The sequence below is a fragment of the Acinetobacter lwoffii genome, from assembly GCF_024129855.1.
Lineage (GTDB): Bacteria > Pseudomonadota > Gammaproteobacteria > Pseudomonadales > Moraxellaceae > Acinetobacter > Acinetobacter lwoffii_L.
Genome location: NZ_JAMXXC010000003.1, coordinates 244595 through 261993, shown reverse-complemented (window position 1 = coordinate 261993; position 17399 = coordinate 244595). Strand labels below are relative to the sequence as shown.

General features: G+C 44.9%; 15 protein-coding genes, 4 tRNA genes and 1 pseudogene. 7 read left to right on the top strand and 13 right to left on the bottom strand.

Going from position 1 to position 17399, the window contains the following annotated elements; all coding sequences use genetic code 11:
- Positions 1-69 precede the first annotated feature (69 nt).
- The gene (locus tag NI465_RS04830; protein WP_004281453.1) at positions 70-891 is read left to right on the top strand and encodes an AraC family transcriptional regulator; all 822 of its coding nucleotides are present in this window, start codon (positions 70-72) and stop codon (positions 889-891) included.
- Between the two features lie 52 nt (positions 892-943).
- Here NI465_RS04830 and NI465_RS04825 read toward each other — a convergent pair whose 3' ends face one another.
- Both NI465_RS04825 and NI465_RS04820 read right to left on the bottom strand, forming a co-directional pair.
- On the bottom strand, positions 944-1585 hold the full coding sequence (locus tag NI465_RS04825; protein ID WP_180086861.1) for a fumarylacetoacetate hydrolase family protein: 642 nt from the start codon (positions 1583-1585) through the stop codon (positions 944-946).
- Positions 1586-1622: 37 nt separating this feature from the next.
- Entirely contained in the window at positions 1623-2120 is a 498-nt protein-coding gene (locus NI465_RS04820; protein ID WP_004281456.1) for a YcxB family protein, read from the bottom strand.
- Positions 2121-2283: 163 nt separating this feature from the next.
- Between NI465_RS04820 and NI465_RS04815 the strand changes: the two genes are divergently transcribed.
- On the top strand, positions 2284-3582 hold the full coding sequence (locus NI465_RS04815) for a hypothetical protein (RefSeq protein ID WP_004281458.1): 1299 nt from the start codon (positions 2284-2286) through the stop codon (positions 3580-3582).
- A 105-nt stretch (positions 3583-3687) separates the two neighbouring features.
- Here NI465_RS04815 and NI465_RS04810 read toward each other — a convergent pair.
- The 5 genes and pseudogenes from NI465_RS04810 to NI465_RS04790 form a co-directional block, all read right to left on the bottom strand.
- Positions 3688-3764: transfer RNA gene (locus tag NI465_RS04810), tRNA-Arg, on the bottom strand.
- Positions 3765-4051: 287 nt separating this feature from the next.
- Positions 4052-4657: pseudogene (locus NI465_RS04805) on the bottom strand (dihydrofolate reductase family protein).
- 118 nt (positions 4658-4775) lie between these two features.
- A tRNA-Arg gene (locus tag NI465_RS04800) sits at positions 4776-4852 on the bottom strand.
- A 49-nt stretch (positions 4853-4901) separates the two neighbouring features.
- Positions 4902-4978 (bottom strand) — tRNA-Arg (locus NI465_RS04795).
- A 16-nt stretch (positions 4979-4994) separates the two neighbouring features.
- Positions 4995-5084: transfer RNA gene (locus NI465_RS04790), tRNA-Ser, on the bottom strand.
- Between the two features lie 263 nt (positions 5085-5347).
- Between NI465_RS04790 and rnr the strand changes: the two genes are divergently transcribed.
- From rnr to NI465_RS04765, 5 genes are all read left to right on the top strand, one after another.
- Positions 5348-7795, top strand: a complete 2448-nt coding sequence (rnr, locus tag NI465_RS04785) for a ribonuclease R (protein ID WP_253144460.1) — start codon at positions 5348-5350, stop codon at positions 7793-7795.
- Positions 7796-8251: 456 nt separating this feature from the next.
- The gene (locus NI465_RS04780) at positions 8252-10306 is read left to right on the top strand and encodes a M3 family metallopeptidase (protein WP_253144478.1); all 2055 of its coding nucleotides are present in this window, start codon (positions 8252-8254) and stop codon (positions 10304-10306) included.
- A 40-nt stretch (positions 10307-10346) separates the two neighbouring features.
- Positions 10347-10556 (top strand): YheV family putative zinc ribbon protein, encoded by a 210-nt coding sequence (locus NI465_RS04775; protein WP_171054337.1) that lies wholly within the window; start codon positions 10347-10349, stop codon positions 10554-10556.
- A 17-nt stretch (positions 10557-10573) separates the two neighbouring features.
- On the top strand, positions 10574-11008 hold the full coding sequence (locus NI465_RS04770) for a restriction endonuclease subunit S domain-containing protein (RefSeq protein WP_044113181.1): 435 nt from the start codon (positions 10574-10576) through the stop codon (positions 11006-11008).
- A gap of 55 nt (positions 11009-11063) precedes the next feature.
- A complete protein-coding gene (locus tag NI465_RS04765) occupies positions 11064-11945 on the top strand; it encodes a DMT family transporter (protein WP_180086860.1) in 882 nt (293 codons plus the stop codon).
- Positions 11946-12006: 61 nt separating this feature from the next.
- On the opposite strand, the gene NI465_RS04760 is transcribed toward NI465_RS04765, so the two are convergent.
- The 6 genes from NI465_RS04760 to NI465_RS04735 form a co-directional block, all read right to left on the bottom strand.
- Positions 12007-14289 carry a TRAP transporter large permease subunit gene (locus NI465_RS04760; protein WP_044113185.1) on the bottom strand — a complete coding sequence of 761 codons (2283 nt, stop codon included), beginning with the start codon at positions 14287-14289 and terminating at the stop codon, positions 12007-12009.
- A 197-nt stretch (positions 14290-14486) separates the two neighbouring features.
- The gene (gene rrtA / locus NI465_RS04755; protein ID WP_044113186.1) at positions 14487-15059 is read right to left on the bottom strand and encodes a rhombosortase; all 573 of its coding nucleotides are present in this window, start codon (positions 15057-15059) and stop codon (positions 14487-14489) included.
- Positions 15060-15126: 67 nt separating this feature from the next.
- Complete coding sequence (locus tag NI465_RS04750; protein WP_004732263.1) at positions 15127-16167, bottom strand: hypothetical protein; 1041 nt, start codon at positions 16165-16167, stop codon at positions 15127-15129.
- Between the two features lie 256 nt (positions 16168-16423).
- Positions 16424-16588, bottom strand: a complete 165-nt coding sequence (locus tag NI465_RS04745; protein WP_180037179.1) for a hypothetical protein — start codon at positions 16586-16588, stop codon at positions 16424-16426.
- A gap of 117 nt (positions 16589-16705) precedes the next feature.
- Complete coding sequence (locus NI465_RS04740) at positions 16706-17092, bottom strand: hypothetical protein (protein ID WP_005249912.1); 387 nt, start codon at positions 17090-17092, stop codon at positions 16706-16708.
- Entirely contained in the window at positions 17085-17342 is a 258-nt protein-coding gene (locus NI465_RS04735; protein ID WP_044113188.1) for an FAD assembly factor SdhE, read from the bottom strand. Before NI465_RS04735 ends, NI465_RS04740 begins: the two co-directional genes overlap by 8 nt.
- Between the last annotated feature and the right edge of the window lie 57 nt (positions 17343-17399).

The window sequence follows — 17399 nt, the reverse complement described above, 5'->3', positions numbered from 1 at the left end:
AAAAGTGTCAGAAATAAAAGATATACTTCAAAACAGACAAATGATGGTGTTATTCAGGCAATTTCGGTGATGCATAAAAAAATCCAAGCAGATTCAGCTTCGCTCAAGCAACTTCCGACCCATGATCTGATTAAAGCACCTCTGTGGATCAGCTTCAGGGAGGATCCTGCGCAATCTGTTTATCCGCTACATGGCCATGCCTGGGGAGAATTTGTCTATGCTTTTCATGGAGTGATGGAAGTGAATATTAATCATATAAATTATGTGACGCCTTCACCTCACGGCATCTGGCTCCCACCGAATTTAGAGCATCGTGGTCTGAACCGTACCGCAGTTTCTCATGGCACTCTGTATGTGCATGAATCACTTTGTAGCCAACTGCCCACTCAACCGGGCATCCTGCTCAGCGCCCCCTTGGTCACTGCTTTATTTACCCACCTGAAACAACTACATCAGCAAGACCATCCAGCATTCGAGGATTCAGCTGAATATCAACGTCTGCTACAGGTACTGCTCGATCAGCTCCAGCAAGCCCAACTGGTCAGCAGTTATTTACCGCATTCAGAACATGCATTGCTGAAACAGATTTTAGATTATTTACATCAGCATCTGGCAGATCAGAGCTCGCTGCAGCAACTGGCAGAACGCGTCAATTTAACCGAGCGGACGCTAGCGCGATATAGCCAGAAAGAACTGGGAATGTCACTACATGAATGGCGGCAACGCCTGAAAGTGATGCAGGCCATGTCTTTATTAAATTCAGGTCATAGCGTTGAAAGCATTGCCTTTGATCTGGGCTATGCCAATGCCTCGGCATTTATCAACATGTTTAAACGCTGGATGGGAAGCACCCCTGATCAGTTTCGCAAGCGTTATACTGTTAATGATTAAAATTATGCATATGAAAAAGGAGCCCATTGGCTCCTTTGATTCAAAATCTTGGTTATTTCACAAAAGTCGTCCAGACATAATCCTGAGCCTGCCCCTTCAGCGTCATTTTCAGTTGATCGCCTGAATGCAATGCCGCAACACCTGCCGGGGTACCGGTCATCACCACATCCCCTTCTTCCAAAGTAAAGACCTGACTGATGTCAGCCAGCAAGGTCGCAATATCAAAAATCAATAAAGCGGTATTACCTTTTTGACGCAGCTCATCATTGACTTCAAGTGTGTAATGCACATCTTTCCAGTCAGTGACTACATCGGCGACAGGCACCCAGTCCGACAGCAGACAAGAGCCATCAAAGGCTTTGGCACGTTCCCAAGGCTGGCCTTTTTTCTTGAGATCATCCTGTAAATCACGCAAAGTTAAGTCCAGACCTAAAGTCACCGCACCCACAGCTTCAAGTGCTTTCACAGGATCGCTTTCTTTGCTTAAAGTCCGGTCAATACGCAAGCTGAGTTCACATTCATAATGACAATTGCCCCATTCCGGATTCCACTCAATGCCTGCTTCGAGCGAACTTAAGGCACTCGGTGGCTTGATAAACAATACCGGACGATCAGGGATCGCATTGCCGAGTTCTTTGGCATGATCGGCATAACTGCGACCCACACAAACGATTTTGGATGGACGTGTGCTCATGATCAAAACTTCCCTTTTCCTTTTATAGATATCTGAATTATTTTTTAAATGTATGCTCGAACATACTCTGTTCAGTGCCGTCCTTAAATGCACGCTTCGGCACAATAACCACGGTACGGTTTTTCAATTCCAGCATATAAGTCAGTTTACCAACAGCAAAATTCTGCACTTCGCTATATGGCACCAGCTTGCTACGATCATTGGTAAAAATTTCCGCATAGTCCTGATACAAATCAATACCCTGTTCGCTTTTACCAAACTGATATTTAACAAACTGGCGTTTAAACATCATCGGCAGGAACCAGTAACGCATGATGCCTTGCAGGATCAGGAAGAATGCACCCAAAGCCACGTAATAACGTCCAACGCCATCAAAGCCCATCGAGAAACCCCAGATGATGATCCCGATACTGACCAAAGGGGTCAGAAAACGTGAAATCTGCTTTTTACCAAACGTCGCCAGGGCAAAACCATCCTGAGATTCTTCTAAAGTCAGAAAATAACGGGTCGATAAAGTCGGTGCTGACTCAGTCATAGCATAGCATCACATCAAAAATAAAATCTTGCCCAATACTATACCAAAATATCCATAGCGCTTATGGCCTGTCGCATCAATTACATAACTTTGCTTTGGAAATACGTGCATTTGGTTTTAAATAAACAGCAATTAAAACAAAAAATACGCAACAGGATGTTGAATGAAAGAATTAAAGCAATGCATGCTCATCGGTGTTTGTTTGGCAGTTTCTGTCCCAGCACTGGCCAAGATTATTCCCTGGAATGCCGAAATACCAAGCAGTCTGAGTGCTTATCAAGGCAATGCCCAGCAACTGGCAGAATTAACCGGCGAGCGGATTCTGATTTATGCGCATCCAACCAGTAAAACCCAGCTTCCCACCTTAAACAGTAATGCAGCCAGCAAGACACAGTTTTATAGTGCGGCTGTGGTATTACCGGTAGCTGAAGCTCAGGTCGAAAAATTGCTGCGCCATTATCCGAATTATGTCGGCCTGTTTCCGACCTTAAAGTCGGCCAAAGTGCTGGAGCAGCAGGGTTCGATTCAGCAGGTTAAATATCAGGTTCATATCCCGACCCCGATTCCAGTCTTGAACTTTAAAGAAACCGTAGTGATGCAGCATCATCTGGGTGAAAACAGCATCAGCACCTTAATTATTGATGCGCCAATTCCCTATGGTGCGGGAAAACTGGAATGGTTTGCACTGGGTCCGCATAAAACGCTGGTGACTGTCACCCAATGGGGCGACCTGAATCAGCCCAAAGGCTTTTTATTCAGTAAAATCCTGAATGCGCTGCCTGAAGCCAAACTCGGCATTCCGCCGAGTACCAATGCATTTCTACTGGAAGCACTACAACAGCGCTTTGAAACCGATCATACAGCGGCACTAGCAACTCCAATTCCGCAGATGAGATTCAACCCTCAACAGCTACAAAAAATTGCCCAGATCAGCCAAAAATCAGGGCAACCGGTCAGTTTCATTTTACCGAGCTATCAGGTCAAAGAAGGAAAAGCCTCAGAAAATTTAAGATTTAGCAGCACCTATCAATATTTTGCGCATCCGGTCGAAAAATTGCGACCGTGGTTAGCGGCTGAAGCGACGCAGCAGCTTTTTCCTCGGCAGATCAAGAAAGTCGAACTGAATTCGGTCAATACTCAGAATATAAATGCCAACTATAAGGTGTCGGTGGGTTTGGGCGTGATTCAGATCCCGTTTAATTTTAAGATGCATTTTTACCAACCTGATTCCCTGCAAAACCAGTTCAATGCCAATGGCGGTGACTTGAAGTTTGTGAAAGGTGGTATGCGCTTATTGCCGCAGTCACAAGGTACCTTATTTCAAATCACCAGCAGTATGAAAATTCACGATCAGGCGCCGTTCTTATTAAGAGCCATGCGTAGCATGCCCTATCATGATATTTTACCAGCAGTGGGTGGTAATACCGTTTATGCACTGAAAGTACAGCAGAAATTAAGATGAGCAGGAAGCAGAGAGTTATTGGTTTTTTATATGAAAAATAGTTAAAAATCACAGACGTAAAAAAACCGCATCAACGTGCGGTTTTTTCAGAATTCTTATCAAGATTGGTGCGCTCAGAGAGATTCGAACTCCCGACCCCTTAGTTCGTAGCCAAGTGCTCTATCCAGCTGAGCTATGAGCGCGACGTCTTGATGGGGTGCATTATACGAGCTTTTTCAGTCTTGTTAAGTGTTTTTTAATAAAATCACAACTGAATGTACAGTAATTAAACGATGTATCAAAATTTATAGTTTTCTGCTGAAAATTTCTGCGGATTTAGAGCTAAAAACACTTAATTAATTCAATCAAGAGGCTTGTATTTTCCAAAAATTCCATCACTACGCAATGGGTCAGCCTTAAGTATTCTTAACCAGGTATTCAGCCAGAATAGAATTCAAATATAAAACGACCATCATCCTTGTACACTTTATCACTCGCCTATTGTTCCAGTCTTTACTTCTCCTGTCCTTTGATAATGCGTAAACACAATACCATTTGAGCTGGCCAGATGATCTATCAATTGAAAAGCGGCGGGTATTGATTCATGGCTAAACAGGCGTTTGCCAACACCGAGTATAATTGGAAAAGTCAGCAGACGAAGTTCGTCCACAAGCTCATATTTGAAAAGTGTCTGTACGACTGCAGCACTACCATACACGCGAATATCCCCCTCTCCCGATGCTTTAAGATTGATTATCTCATCAATGCTTTTCAGAAAAAGGGTATTTTACCAGTCGGAATGCTCCAGACTAGTAGAAAGAATATATTTATTGACGTCATTGATTCCCGGCCAGTCTTCAGTATGTGTGGGCCAGTAAGATTCAAAAATCTGAAAAGTATGTTTCCCTAAAAGAATATCGGAGGGCTGCATCCATTTTTGCATAATGACATCAAATGCCGGATCAGGTTCCGCATTAAAATACGGCGCCACCCAGCCACCATATTGAAAGCCACCAGATATATCTTCTTCTGGGCCGCCGGGCCCCTGCATCACGCCATCGAGGGTCAAAAACTCCTGGACAATGATTTTTCTCATCACGACTGCCTTTATTTTTATTCACTCGCCTGAGACTTATTTTTAGCATGTAATGTCTGGTGTTTCTGTAAATTTTAGGCACAAAAAAACCGCAACATGTGCGGTTAATTGTTCAAGTTGGTGCGCTCAGAGAGATTCGAACTCCCGACCCCTTAGTTCGTAGCCAAGTGCTCTATCCAGCTGAGCTATGAGCGCGTAACTTGTGTGCCTAGGTTGGCAATACGTTTTTTCTGCTTAACTTACTTGGTGCGCTCAGAGAGATTCGAACTCCCGACCCCTTAGTTCGTAGCCAAGTGCTCTATCCAGCTGAGCTATGAGCGCGCGACGTAAGTAAGCGTGGCGGTGAGAGAGGGATTCGAACCCTCGATACAGTTACCCGTATGCGTCCTTAGCAGGGACGTGGTTTCAGCCACTCACCCATCTCACCGTAACGTGCGGCCATAATACAAATTTCGGCATGGCACTGCAAGCGCAGCATCAAAAAAAAGTGCATATTTTTGCTCGTTTAAATACTTTTTAAGCAATTCCTCGATTTTTCGTGCATTTTGATAGTAAAAAAACTGTATAAATTTCCAGTTATCGAAAATTAACAGAAAATTGAAAACTTAAATGGATTATTGCAATCATTTACGTGCAGTCTGCGCACACATGTTTTATGCTAAACCTATCTCCTAAGATAAATTTAAAGACATGATGAAAAACTGGGTCGATCCTGAAGCAAAAGCTGAAGCCGAACGTTATGACAACCCTATCCCTAGCCGCACGCTCATTTTAGAAACCATCGAAAAGAACAATGCCCAGTCCCATGCAGACCTGGTCGAACATTTTGAAATTGCAGATCAAAAAAGTATTGATGCCCTGAGCCATCGTTTAATTGCGATGGTGCGTGACGGGCAACTGATGAAAGACGGCTACAAGTTTCAGATTGCCGTCGAGCAACCTGAATCCGAAGCGACGGTTTATATCAATTCCCGGGGGATGGGAACTGCCAACATTTCCGGCCAGGACGACCTATTACTGGCTGAGCGTGAACTGCGCCTGGTCTTTAATGGTGACCGCGTTAAAGTGCGTCAGACTTCGGTAGACCGTAAAGGTAAGGCCTGGGGCTATATTACTGAAGTTGTGCAGCATCGTGTCAAACAGATCATTGGTAAAGTGTCAGAGTATGATGGTGAATACTTTATCCAGCCAGCCAACCCGAATGCACATCAGCCAATTACCCTTGAAAAAGAACTGATTGAACACGCCCAAGTCAATCTGGGTGATTCGATTCGTGTGGCGATTGATACCTATCCGACCCGTGAAGAATTCGCAACTGGACATATTGTACAGTCCATGGCGGATAAGGCTGATACTGAAATCATCATTCCACAAACCATTTTAGAATATGGTTTGCCTTATGAATTCCCGGAAGAAGTTGTTAAAGAAGCCGAGAGCTTTAAAGAACCAACGGCCAAAGACCATGAAGGTCGTGTGGATCTGCGTGATTTAGCCTTAGTTACTATTGACGGTGAAGATGCACGTGACTTTGATGATGCCGTTTATGCCGAAAAACGTCCCGGCGGTGGTTATCGTGTAGTCGTAGCCATTGCCGATGTCAGCCATTATGTGCGTCCAGGCAAACCGCTGGATGATGAAGCGCAGGAACGCGGGACGTCAGTCTACTTCCCGCACTTTGTTTTACCGATGCTGCCTGAAGCATTGTCGAATGGCCTGTGTTCGTTAAATCCGAATGTTGACCGCCTATGTATGGTCTGTGATTTAAAACTGTCACGTGCTGGCCGTGTTACCGGTTTTGAGTTCTATCCATCTGTTATGCATTCCAAGGCACGTTTGACCTATGATCAGGTCGCACAGTATCTGGAAGGTGACAGTCAAGCCATTACCGAAGACCGTAAAGTTCGCAAGTCGATCAACACCCTGTTCCAGCTTTATCAAGTTCTTAAAGGTTTACGTGCTGAACGTCATGCCATGGAATTTGAAACTGTTGAAACTTACATGACCTTCGACGAACTGGGTGGAATTAAAGAAATTCTGCCGCGTAGCCGTAATGATGCACATAAGCTGATTGAAGAATGTATGTTGTTGGCCAACGTGGCAGCCGCAGAATATGCATTGAAAAATGAAATGCCAATGTTGTACCGCGTGCATGAGCCACCTGAGTTCTCACGTATCCAGAAAGTCCGTGACTTCGTCAAGCTGCTGGGTTTGAATTTCCCGGAACAGCCGACTCAGAAAGATTATCAGGCGGTGATTGAAGCGACCAAAGAACGGATTGATGCACCAAGTATTCATGCCGTGTTATTACGCTCCATGATGCAGGCTTACTATGGTGCGAGTAATGCAGGCCATTATGGTCTGGCTTATGAAGCCTATACACATTTCACTTCACCAATTCGCCGTTATCCGGATCTGTTATTGCATCGTGCCATCAAGGCACATTTAAATAACAAGCCATCTCCGCTTTCAGGCGGTGCTTTAGATGAAGCTGGTGACCATTTCTCTGCCACAGAACGTCGTGCAGATGAAGCGTCGCGCTCGGTGACGACCTGGTTGAAATGTCATTATATGCAGCAGCATCTGGGCGAAGAATTTGTCGGCATTATTAGTGCAACGGCAGAATTTGGCCTGTTTGTCACGTTAAAAGATCTGTATGTCGATGGTATGGTGCATGTCAGCCAGCTAGGTGATGACTTCTTTGTCTTTGATCAAAGCAGCCAGAATCTGATCGGCCAGAACCGTGGTCAGGTCTTTGGTCTGGGTGATGAAGTCAAAATCAAGGTTGCCGGTGTCAATCTGGAAGAACGTAAGATCGATTTTGAACTGGTGCAACAACTCAGTCATGCCGGCCGTGCAGTTCGTGCCCGTGCACCGCGCGTGAGTGAGAAAAAACCAGTATCACGTCCAGCAGCGACAGAAGAAGTGTTTGGCAATAATGAACGTGAATCTAAATCCAACTTGAGCGCCGATGGAGAACAACCCATACGACGCAAAAAAGGAAAAGGAAAACCCAGCTCTTACAGTAAAAAGTCTGCTAAACCATCTGCAGGAAAGTCTGAAGCAAAGGTTAAAGATAAAGTAAAGAAAAAGGCCAAGGTCAAAAAGAAAAAGTCGAATGCAAAAGCCAAGACTGAATAATTTTTGATGGTTTAAAAAGAGCGCTACGGCGCTCTTTTTTCTTTTAAACCTTATCCAGAATAAATACGATTAGAGTAAAAATACTTACCGCATCGAATCATCAACTTAGATCAGTCTGATCAGGTACCTTCCCTATTTCTAAACAAAACTGACAGGAAAACTGCCTCCTATTTTGATCTACACTCAAGCAGTGAAATTCAAAGATCTGCAAAGACATATTTCCTATTTCTTTGAAACAGACTATGGAATTCTGCCTATTCTTAAACTATCTGTTTCGGAGTTTCAGCGAGCAACACCAATCAGTTGAACTATAACTCAACATTAGTAAAAGTAGCTTGGACATCATTGTGAACGAGATTGAATAAATCTCGATACCTCCTGCTTCAGAATAAATCACCGGTCAAGCTTGATTTCTCGATCAAGAAGCCTTACTTCTAGAACTAACACTGAAAATTAATTTGGCAGACCGACATGACTTTAGAAAAGGCAACTTTGCCTGTTCCGCAATTTGATCAGATTACGCTGGCTGAGCTAAAACAAAAAATTGAAAGCTGTATCGCTGAAGGGCAAAAGTTCCTGAATGAACTTACCGAAACACCTACTTCAGTACAGGAGCAGCTGGCTACTCTTGAACATGTCGACACACTTGAAAACAATATGAGTGAGTCTTGGGGCATCCTGTCACATTTAAATGCCGTGATGAACAATGCCGAAACCCGTGATGTCTATCAAGCACTCTTACCGGGTCTTAGCGAATACTATACGCAACTGGGTCAACATACGGCGCTCTATCAGACCTATCAGCATATTTATGATGCGTCGATTTATAATGAACTGCCGGCAGCGCAGCGAAGCGCCATTAAACTGGCCTTACGTGATTTCAAACTGTCTGGGGTGGCATTAGAGGGTGAAGCGAAAAAACGTTATGCGGAAATTTCGGCTCGTCTGTCCCAATTATCATCCGACTTCTCCAACCATGTACTGGATGCGACTCAGGCCTATTTCAGACCGCTAAATGAAGAGGAGTTAGCGGGTCTATCTACCAGTAATATTGAGCTGTTAAAACAATATGGTCAGCAACGTGAACTGGATCAACCGGTGGCTACGCTGGATTTCCCGTCTTATCTGGCGATCATGACCCATTCAGAAAATCGTCCTCTGCGTGAAGAACTCTATAAAGCTTACACCACGCGTGCGTCAGATCAGGCTGAACAGAGCGAGTTTGACAATACTGCATTGATCGAAGAAATTCTCAGTCTGCGTCTGGAAATGGCAAAACTGCTGGGCTTTAATAATTATTCGGAATTGTCCTTAGCCAGCAAAATGGCACCAAGTGTAGAGGCAGTAGATGAATTCTTGCATGAACTGGCAGAACATGCCCGCGCACCGGCAGAGCAAGAAATTGCTGAACTGAAAGCGATTGCTGCTGAAGATGGCATCCGTGATCTGCAACCTTGGGACAGCGGCTATTATTCTGAAAAGCTGAAAATACAGCAATTTAACCTGTCACAGGAAGCGCTGAAACCTTACTTTCCTGCACCGAAAATCCTGCAAGGTCTGTTCAGTATTGTGAATCGTCTGTATGGCATTCAGGTGATTGAACGTGAAGCGCCTGTATGGCATCCGGATGCACGTTATTTTGAACTGGAAGATCAGGGTCAGGTGATTGGCGGTTTCTATTTTGACCTGTATGCACGCCAGGGCAAACGTGGCGGTGCCTGGATGAGCGGTTTCCGTTCCCGTATGCAGACCAGTGATGGCCTGCAAAAACCGATTTGCTATATGGTCGGTAACTTTACTCCACCTGTCGGCAATCGCCCTGCACTGCTGACCCATGATGAAGTCATCACCTTGTTCCATGAATTTGGTCATGGCCTGCATCATATGCTGACAGAAGTAGACAATATTGCCGTGGCAGGTACCCATGGCGTGGCGTGGGATGCGGTCGAGCTGCCAAGCCAATTTATGGAATTCTGGGCTTGGGATCAGGAAAGTCTGGATCTGCTCAGCGAGCACATAGAAACCCAAGAATCTTTGCCGGCTGAACTGCTGAAAGCCCTGCTGGATGCACGTTTCTTCCAGTCTGGCATGCAAACCCTGCGTCAGCTTGAATTTGCCCTGTTTGACCTGAGTATTCACCGAGCCAATCCGGCTTTAAATGCAGCACAGGTTCAGGCTACTTTGAATGAGATCCGTGAAAAATATGCGGTTCTACCGACCACCGACTATAACCGTTTCCAGCACAGCTTCAGTCATATTTTTGCCGGTGGTTATGCAGCGGGATATTATTCCTATAAATGGGCCGAAGTTTTGGCCAGTGATGCCTTCGACCGCTTTGAAGATGAAGGTATTTTTAATACCACTACCGGAAAGCAGTTTCGGGAAAATATCCTCGCAGTTGGCGGAAAAGACACAGCACTTGACGCATTTATCAATTTCCGCGGACGCGAGCCAAAAATAGATGCATTGCTGCGTCATCAAGGTTGGACGAACCCCTCTAAAAACGCTTAAACTAGCTTTTTAAGTTGATCACAAGGTGAGTATGATGACCATTAAACGTCGTTTCATTGCAGGCGCAAAATGTCCAAAATGTCAGGCGTTAGATCGCGTTGTCATGCTGACCTCTGGTGAAGATGAATGGATCGAATGTATTGAATGTGGTTATGAAGAAAATCGTCCCACACATGTTGATCAACCAGAAACACCAGCTGTTCCAGATGAAGTTGGCGTGATTCAGTTTAAACCTCGTTCAGTAAAATAAAAATCAAGGTTCAAGCTATGTCAGTAGAACAAAGAAATAACCCCAAACTTTTAATGGGGATTATGGGGGCTTTAGTTACTGTCGTTGCATTGGTATTGCTATATCAGTGGTTGAATGCCTCTTCCGGTGAAGCGGAACGCATACATCAGGAAGATATCGCGGCTGTTCCGGCAGCAAAACCTGCGGCGAAAACTGAAGAAGATACGGCGGCAGCGAAAGCACCTGAGACGATCGAAACTAAAGCACTGGTATCAAATCAGCTGTCAGATGCACCAGTGCCGGAGAATGCCAGTTTGGCCAAAGAAGAAGTGGCTAAATTAGATGACATCCAAGTTCAGCTCAATGAACAAAAAGCCACACTGGATGCGCAGCATAGCGATGCCGACCAGTTGATCCAACTGAAAGAGGAACAGATCAAGTTACTTGAAGCACAACTTGCTCAAAGCCAGTAAATCTCGACAGCATTTCAGCTAGAATATCGTCAGATCTTCTAGCTCAGTTGTTTCCATGTCTGCCCCAGCCGCTCCGCATCTGCTTAAAGCCATTCTGTTACTGACCTGCTCTGCTTTTCTCTTTTCAGTCATGGGCGTCTGTATCCGTTATGCCTCAACAACAGTTGATAATGCTACCGTGGTCTTCTTTCGCAATTTTGTTGGGCTGTTTATTTTCCTGCCTTTCATTTTCAATAAAGGCATTGGTTTTTTCAAAACTGAAAAACTATGGATGCACACCTGGCGTGCTGTGGTCGGGCTGATTGCCATGTATGGCTTCTTCTACGCGATTGCCCACTTAAAACTTTCCAATGCCATGGTATTTACCTATTCCTCTCCGATTTTTATCCCGTTGATTGCATGGCTATTCCTTAAAGAAAAAATCACGGCCAGCATGCTAGCTGCTGCTGGGATTGGTTTCATTGGCGTACTCTGTGTGGCCAAACTAGATTCGGGTTTATTTAACCTGATGTCGGTCATTGGCTTGAGTGCCAGTTTTCTGGCAGCGATGGCTTTTGTCACGGTACGGGCGCTGACCAGAACCGAGTCTCCGGAAAAAATCGTATTTTATTTCTGCTTTATTGGCACCCTTATTTCAGTGATTCCGATGTTCTGGCTATGGCGACCTTATACCCTGACAGAACTCAGCTATCTGATTACTGCCGGTATACTGGCCAATTTCAGTCAACTGTTTATGTCCAATGCTTACAAGCTGGCTCCGGCAGGACAGATTGGGCCGGTCAACTATGTGGCGATTTTCTTTGCCGGCATGTGGGGATTTCTGTTCTGGCAGGAAGTTCCAGACCTTTATAGCCTGATTGGGCTGGGGCTGATTTTCTGTGCGATTCTACTGTGTAGTCCAATTCTGCAAAAACGCCTGAATTCATCCAAGATTTGATCAAGATTCGAAATCAAAGCAATAAAAAAGCACCCGAAGATGCTTTTTTATTGCTTTTCTTTTATTGATACCAGCCGAACAGCTTAAAGATATAAGGCACATAGGCAATGATCAGCATCGCAGGCAGCAATACAATCACCGGCAAAATCCAGCGTTCATAACGGTAGTAGAAAGACAGGTGTCGTACTTCTGCATCCGCTTCGGCCACTTCAGCATCGCCAATTGACTGTCTGGCCAGCAGATGATTCAGTGCAACCGGTGGCGTCACATAACCCAGCTCAAAACCAATCAGAGTAATCATCCAGAAATGTACCGGATGAATGCCATATTGATAGGCCACTGGCGCAACGGTCGCCGAGATCAGAATCACTGCGCCAAATGGATCCATAATCATCCCGACAAAAATCATCAAGCCGACAATCAGTGAAATCACCAGAATGGTACTACTAATATCGGTCGGGAAGGCTTCCATAATTTCAATACGTTCTAGCAAGCCACCAACACTTACCGAGAGTGCCATCAGGATGACCAAGGCACCAATATGGCCCACCGTCTCACTGGTCGAAATATGCATAGACTTCCAGAAACCGACATGACGCAAAATTTCAGTCGCTTTTGAACGCTGCACAGTATGATCAACAGCCAGTTCTTTGCCTGGTTGTTCACTATGTTCAGCCTCACGATATTCTGCATTGGCTGCGGCACCGGCTGTCGCCAGTTCAGGTGCCGATCTTGAGTTTAAAGTTGCGGTCAAAGTTTCATCCCAATCCCCCACTGCCGGCAACGGCGCAGGTTCATGACGCAACTTGTCGAACAAGACAATCATCAGCAGGATGACTGGCATCATCACTGGTGCGGTAAATTCATTCAGGTCAGTCGACAAGGCATATTTATAGAATAACCAGATCAGAATGAAAATCACGATATATGGAATAATCGCAATGAAGGCGCGACCGGATTGAGGAGCAGCCACAATAGGTGCAGCAATCCGGAATTTGTTTTCTGCAAAGAACAGGGAAATTACCAGGAATAAAGTCGAACTGAGCAGGAAGACATAAATCCCGTAGTGATAGAGTAAGTCGGTGGTCACTTCTTTATTCAGTGATGCCACAACGACAATCAGCAAGCAAGGACGTAAAACCACGCCCAGTGAACCAGACATTGCAGTGGCGGCCAATGCAAACTGACGGCGTCCGCCCGCATTCCAGACTTCCTTATAAATAATCGCACCTGCGGCAATTACGAAAATCCCTGATGCTCCGGTATAGGCGGTCGGTAATGCAGCTGCCAGCAAGATTAACCAGGTCAGGGTTTCAGGGGCCAGATTCCATGGACGCAGAATATTCAGGAACATGTCCACGACACGGGTCTGTTTCAGCAACATACCGGCCCAGATAAACAAGGCCAGATTTAGGAAAATACTGGAAAACTCTACCAATTGACCGAGGTAAATCCCCTGTCCCATTGGATAGTCCATAAAGAAGGTGAAATTTATTCCGGTGGTAATAGCCATATAGGCATATAGCGGTACACTCAGAAAGGCCAGACCAAAACTGCCGCCCTCACGCGTCGGTTTCGGTTGTTTGATCACCTGATACAGGCTGATCAAAGTGAGTGCGCTGAACAGAATCATCCACAACCAGTAGATGTACTTCATCTCCCCCATCGGCACGCCCGAGTTCAATACGGACTGATATTGGCTATAGGATGAAAATGCCAGGAAAGCATTAGCGACCAGCATGGCGACCGAATAAACTTTAAAGTCGATACGCGTGCTCGGGCTACGCAAACCAATATGATGGGTTTTTAGAGTGGCACTGATCGCAGCAAAGACCACCATGATGACCAGAAGCAAAGCCCGGTTTTCCGTACCAAACTTAAAGATGCCAAAGAAAGAAGTTTCAAAGGTCCGATAAGCCCGAATACTTGGATGGGCTTCCACATGTTGAATGGCTTTATCATAAAACAGGTAGGATTCTTCACAGACCTGTTGTGCCTGTAACACCGCAGCACGGACATCCGCTTCCGAACGCACCCCGAAGAAATCGGCATATTCATCGGCTGCATCGGCTTTCATCTGCTGCTGAACGCGTTGATCGACATTAATATTGCGTTCACATTGTGGACGCGTCGGCTCAGCCCTTAAAAATGAATATTGCATTCCTGTTGCCGGATCACCGTAAATACGCTCACCCATACGCAGCAACTGGCCGTGAATCATTTCCCCAGTGCCAATAATTAAAGTGAGCAAAAGTAAAACCAGCACGACGAAGGTCGAGATCCACTCTGTCCATATATAACGCAACAGACCTAATCCTGATCTGTTTTGATCATCATTTTGCATGTGTATTCCTATTTTTATTTTAGCGGCCTGATGCTTGGTCTAGGACGCTGATCTTCCCTTCTGCCCCGAAAATTCCTTTTCAAAGGTCAGGATCTTTATTCTATGTTTTGACTTTGCATGAAAATTGGCACAATAAAAATGACAATTTATATTTTCTTTTTGTATTTTCTGCCAAGTAAATTATTTATCTCTGCACTTTAATTATCCCGAAAATAATTGCTCACAATATAGATCAGCGCCAGAATCACGCCCCAAATCACCCCAAGTAAATGTGCCTCAACCAAAACCGGACTACCGATCAGCTGCGCCGTTCCGACATTGCCAATGGTGTTTTCCCAGACCAGTTTGGCAAAAATCAAAAATAATACCAGCGCCGCAAAGCCGCGTTCCCGCTTATACAGCAAATGTACACAGGCTACGGCGACATAGGCACCATGCAGCACGCCCGACAGGCCAGCATAGGCTTCAATATTGGGTAAGAAAAAATAAAAGCTTAAACTGATCAACGGTGGCAAGATCAGCAAAATGGCACAGAAATGCCAGACGGTAGCGCGTGGAAAAATGAAAGGTAAACAGATAAAGGCGAGAATGTTTAGAAAGTAATGAATCCAGCTCACATGTACCCAGTGCGCTGTCCAGAGTCGCCAGAATTCACCCAGCAGACTTTCTTGCCAGTAAATGAAATGATCGTGAAAAATTTGCAGACATGCAGAGAAAGAGACAAAAGCCGCTAGAAAAATAATTTTTCGTCGAAAATGTTGATCTAGCATCGGCCTGTTGTCCTCCCTGACCCTCTAGTTTGACTTCATCCCTGAAGCTTCATGCAGGGTATCTGCATTACAGATCCGCACTGAACAGATCATCGAGCTCAGAAGAGCTGTCGGATTCATCCCAGAAACGTTGCATGCCATCATCGCCACTGCGTATACCGGTATTTTCTGTCCAGTAACGATCCGATATGCCACTGACCATAATTGCAGCCATGCTGTCGATCAGCTTGAATTGCGGATTCACCGGTTTTTCCTCGGTACGTGCCTGAGCAAAGGTTTTTAAGGCATCCCGGACTTTGGCATCATCGCCACTGGCCTGAGCCGCTACGGCATACAAGGCATGAGATAAACGTACACCTTTTTGCTCACCAATTTGTGTAGATTGTTTTAATGTTTGGTAAGGGTCAGGCTTGCCTTCCCCTGCGCCTGGCAACAAAGTCCAGATCACCGCACGGGTGGCATTCGGCGCACCCCAGAATTTCGCGTTATCCAGACACACCATGCCACGCTCGACCACGGCAGCAATATCTTTCGGTACATGCACTGCACCACCCGAGTTAATATCATTGGTCATGGCCTGCAAGCCACTGAGCATACCCAACAGATAAACCGTTTGCTCGATATCACTGTTCATGCGTGGGCATTCTTCACCCAAGGCTTTTTGGTATTTCTTTTCATAACGGCTCTGGAACAGTTGATAACCGGTATATTGACGCTGTGCCGCCAGCGCCGCCCAGCGCTTCTGCTCGATTCGGGCATCTTGAGCTTCTGCCACCTGATTGGTTTTTGAAGCGCGTAAATAGCGTAACTCCGCTTCCAGCGCTTTTTGCTCGGCACAAATACCGGCAGCCGAATACATCAGCACGGCTACCCGGGTCGGATCCGCCCCCATTTCTTTGGTCGCCATAATGGCCGGTGTTAAAGAATTCCCTGAATTACACACCATTTCAGCATCATCCATCGCTAAAATCGGCGGGACAATATGGTTTTCGGTGAAACCCAGTGCAACATTGGCACCGGTTTTAATGACCTGAGAACACCCCGTCAAAACTGTTGTTGTTATTGCAATGGTCGCCATACCTTGGCATATTTTACGGACGCCTGACATTTTCCTGTCCTCTATAATTGTGATTATGTCCATCTTTCTGCTAAAGATATCAGAAGCATTTTGTGAATAAAAGAGTATTTACTCTAATTTAGACGAGACACTTTTTGCCATTAAATGGCCGCGCTGCAATTGACTGTATTTAGGAGAATCCCAAATTTTGGGCAAAAAAAAGTAGCATTGCGACGGTTCAGCACATGCTACTTATTAACTGTACAAGCAGAAAAATGATAAAACCCTGCTTGATTAAGATGAAAATTTATCCTTCAGCACCGATCCCGAATCGTCCGATCACCAGAGCCAAAACAATCGCTATAATCAGAAAAATCCACACTGGAAATTCCATCAGGGTTTCCCGTAGTTGCTGTCGGTGAGTTAAATGTACAGGCTGAAAATAAAACACAGGGAATAAATTGTCAGACAATTTCTCTAAGTCATGAATTAACCGTGTTTTTTGTCTAACAATAAAAATAGAAATTTGATCTAAATATTTGTTTTATAATTATTTTAATCAAATAATTAAAATGCGTTTATCTTACAACTAAATTAATTTAGTCAATAATTTTAAGTATTTCCATTGTTTGAAGGACAATTGATCACACCAGATCAGTAAAGGTCGCGCCTTGGCATGCTGGAAATACACCACAATATACGCCTGATGATCAATCACGTGACTAATACATACCCGACGGGTCGGTCGTGCTTTGGCGGTCAATGACCATTCACGTCCATCCAGATATTCAAACTGCTCAATCTGTGGCGTCTTGCGGTAAAACAGCTGATAAATCACCAAGCCTATGACAGCACACACTGCCCAAAGTGCAATCGGTAATAACTGATACAATAGATACATCAGCAGTGCAAAAATAAAAAACTGAAACGCCAATGCACACAGACTGCGTTTCAGCTTGAAGCAACGATTATCCATGAACGTAAAATTTAAGCTTCTTGATAAAATCTTTTAGTTCAGGACGCGGCGGCTCAGACACTTCCATAAACCAGTCCAGCAAATCCGGGTCTTCCTGCTCAACCAGCTCTGCAAACATCTGTTTTTCGAAAGGCTTGGCATTCAGATAATGGTTTTTTACGTAGGGATCAAAATATACATCCAGTTCTTTTAAACCACGACGCGCACGATAAATCACTTTACGCTCTTCTAGGCTGATGTCATCAGTCATCGAATTTCCCCAACTCGTTATAAACCCGAATAGTTTACCTGAAGCGCTGGCAGAATT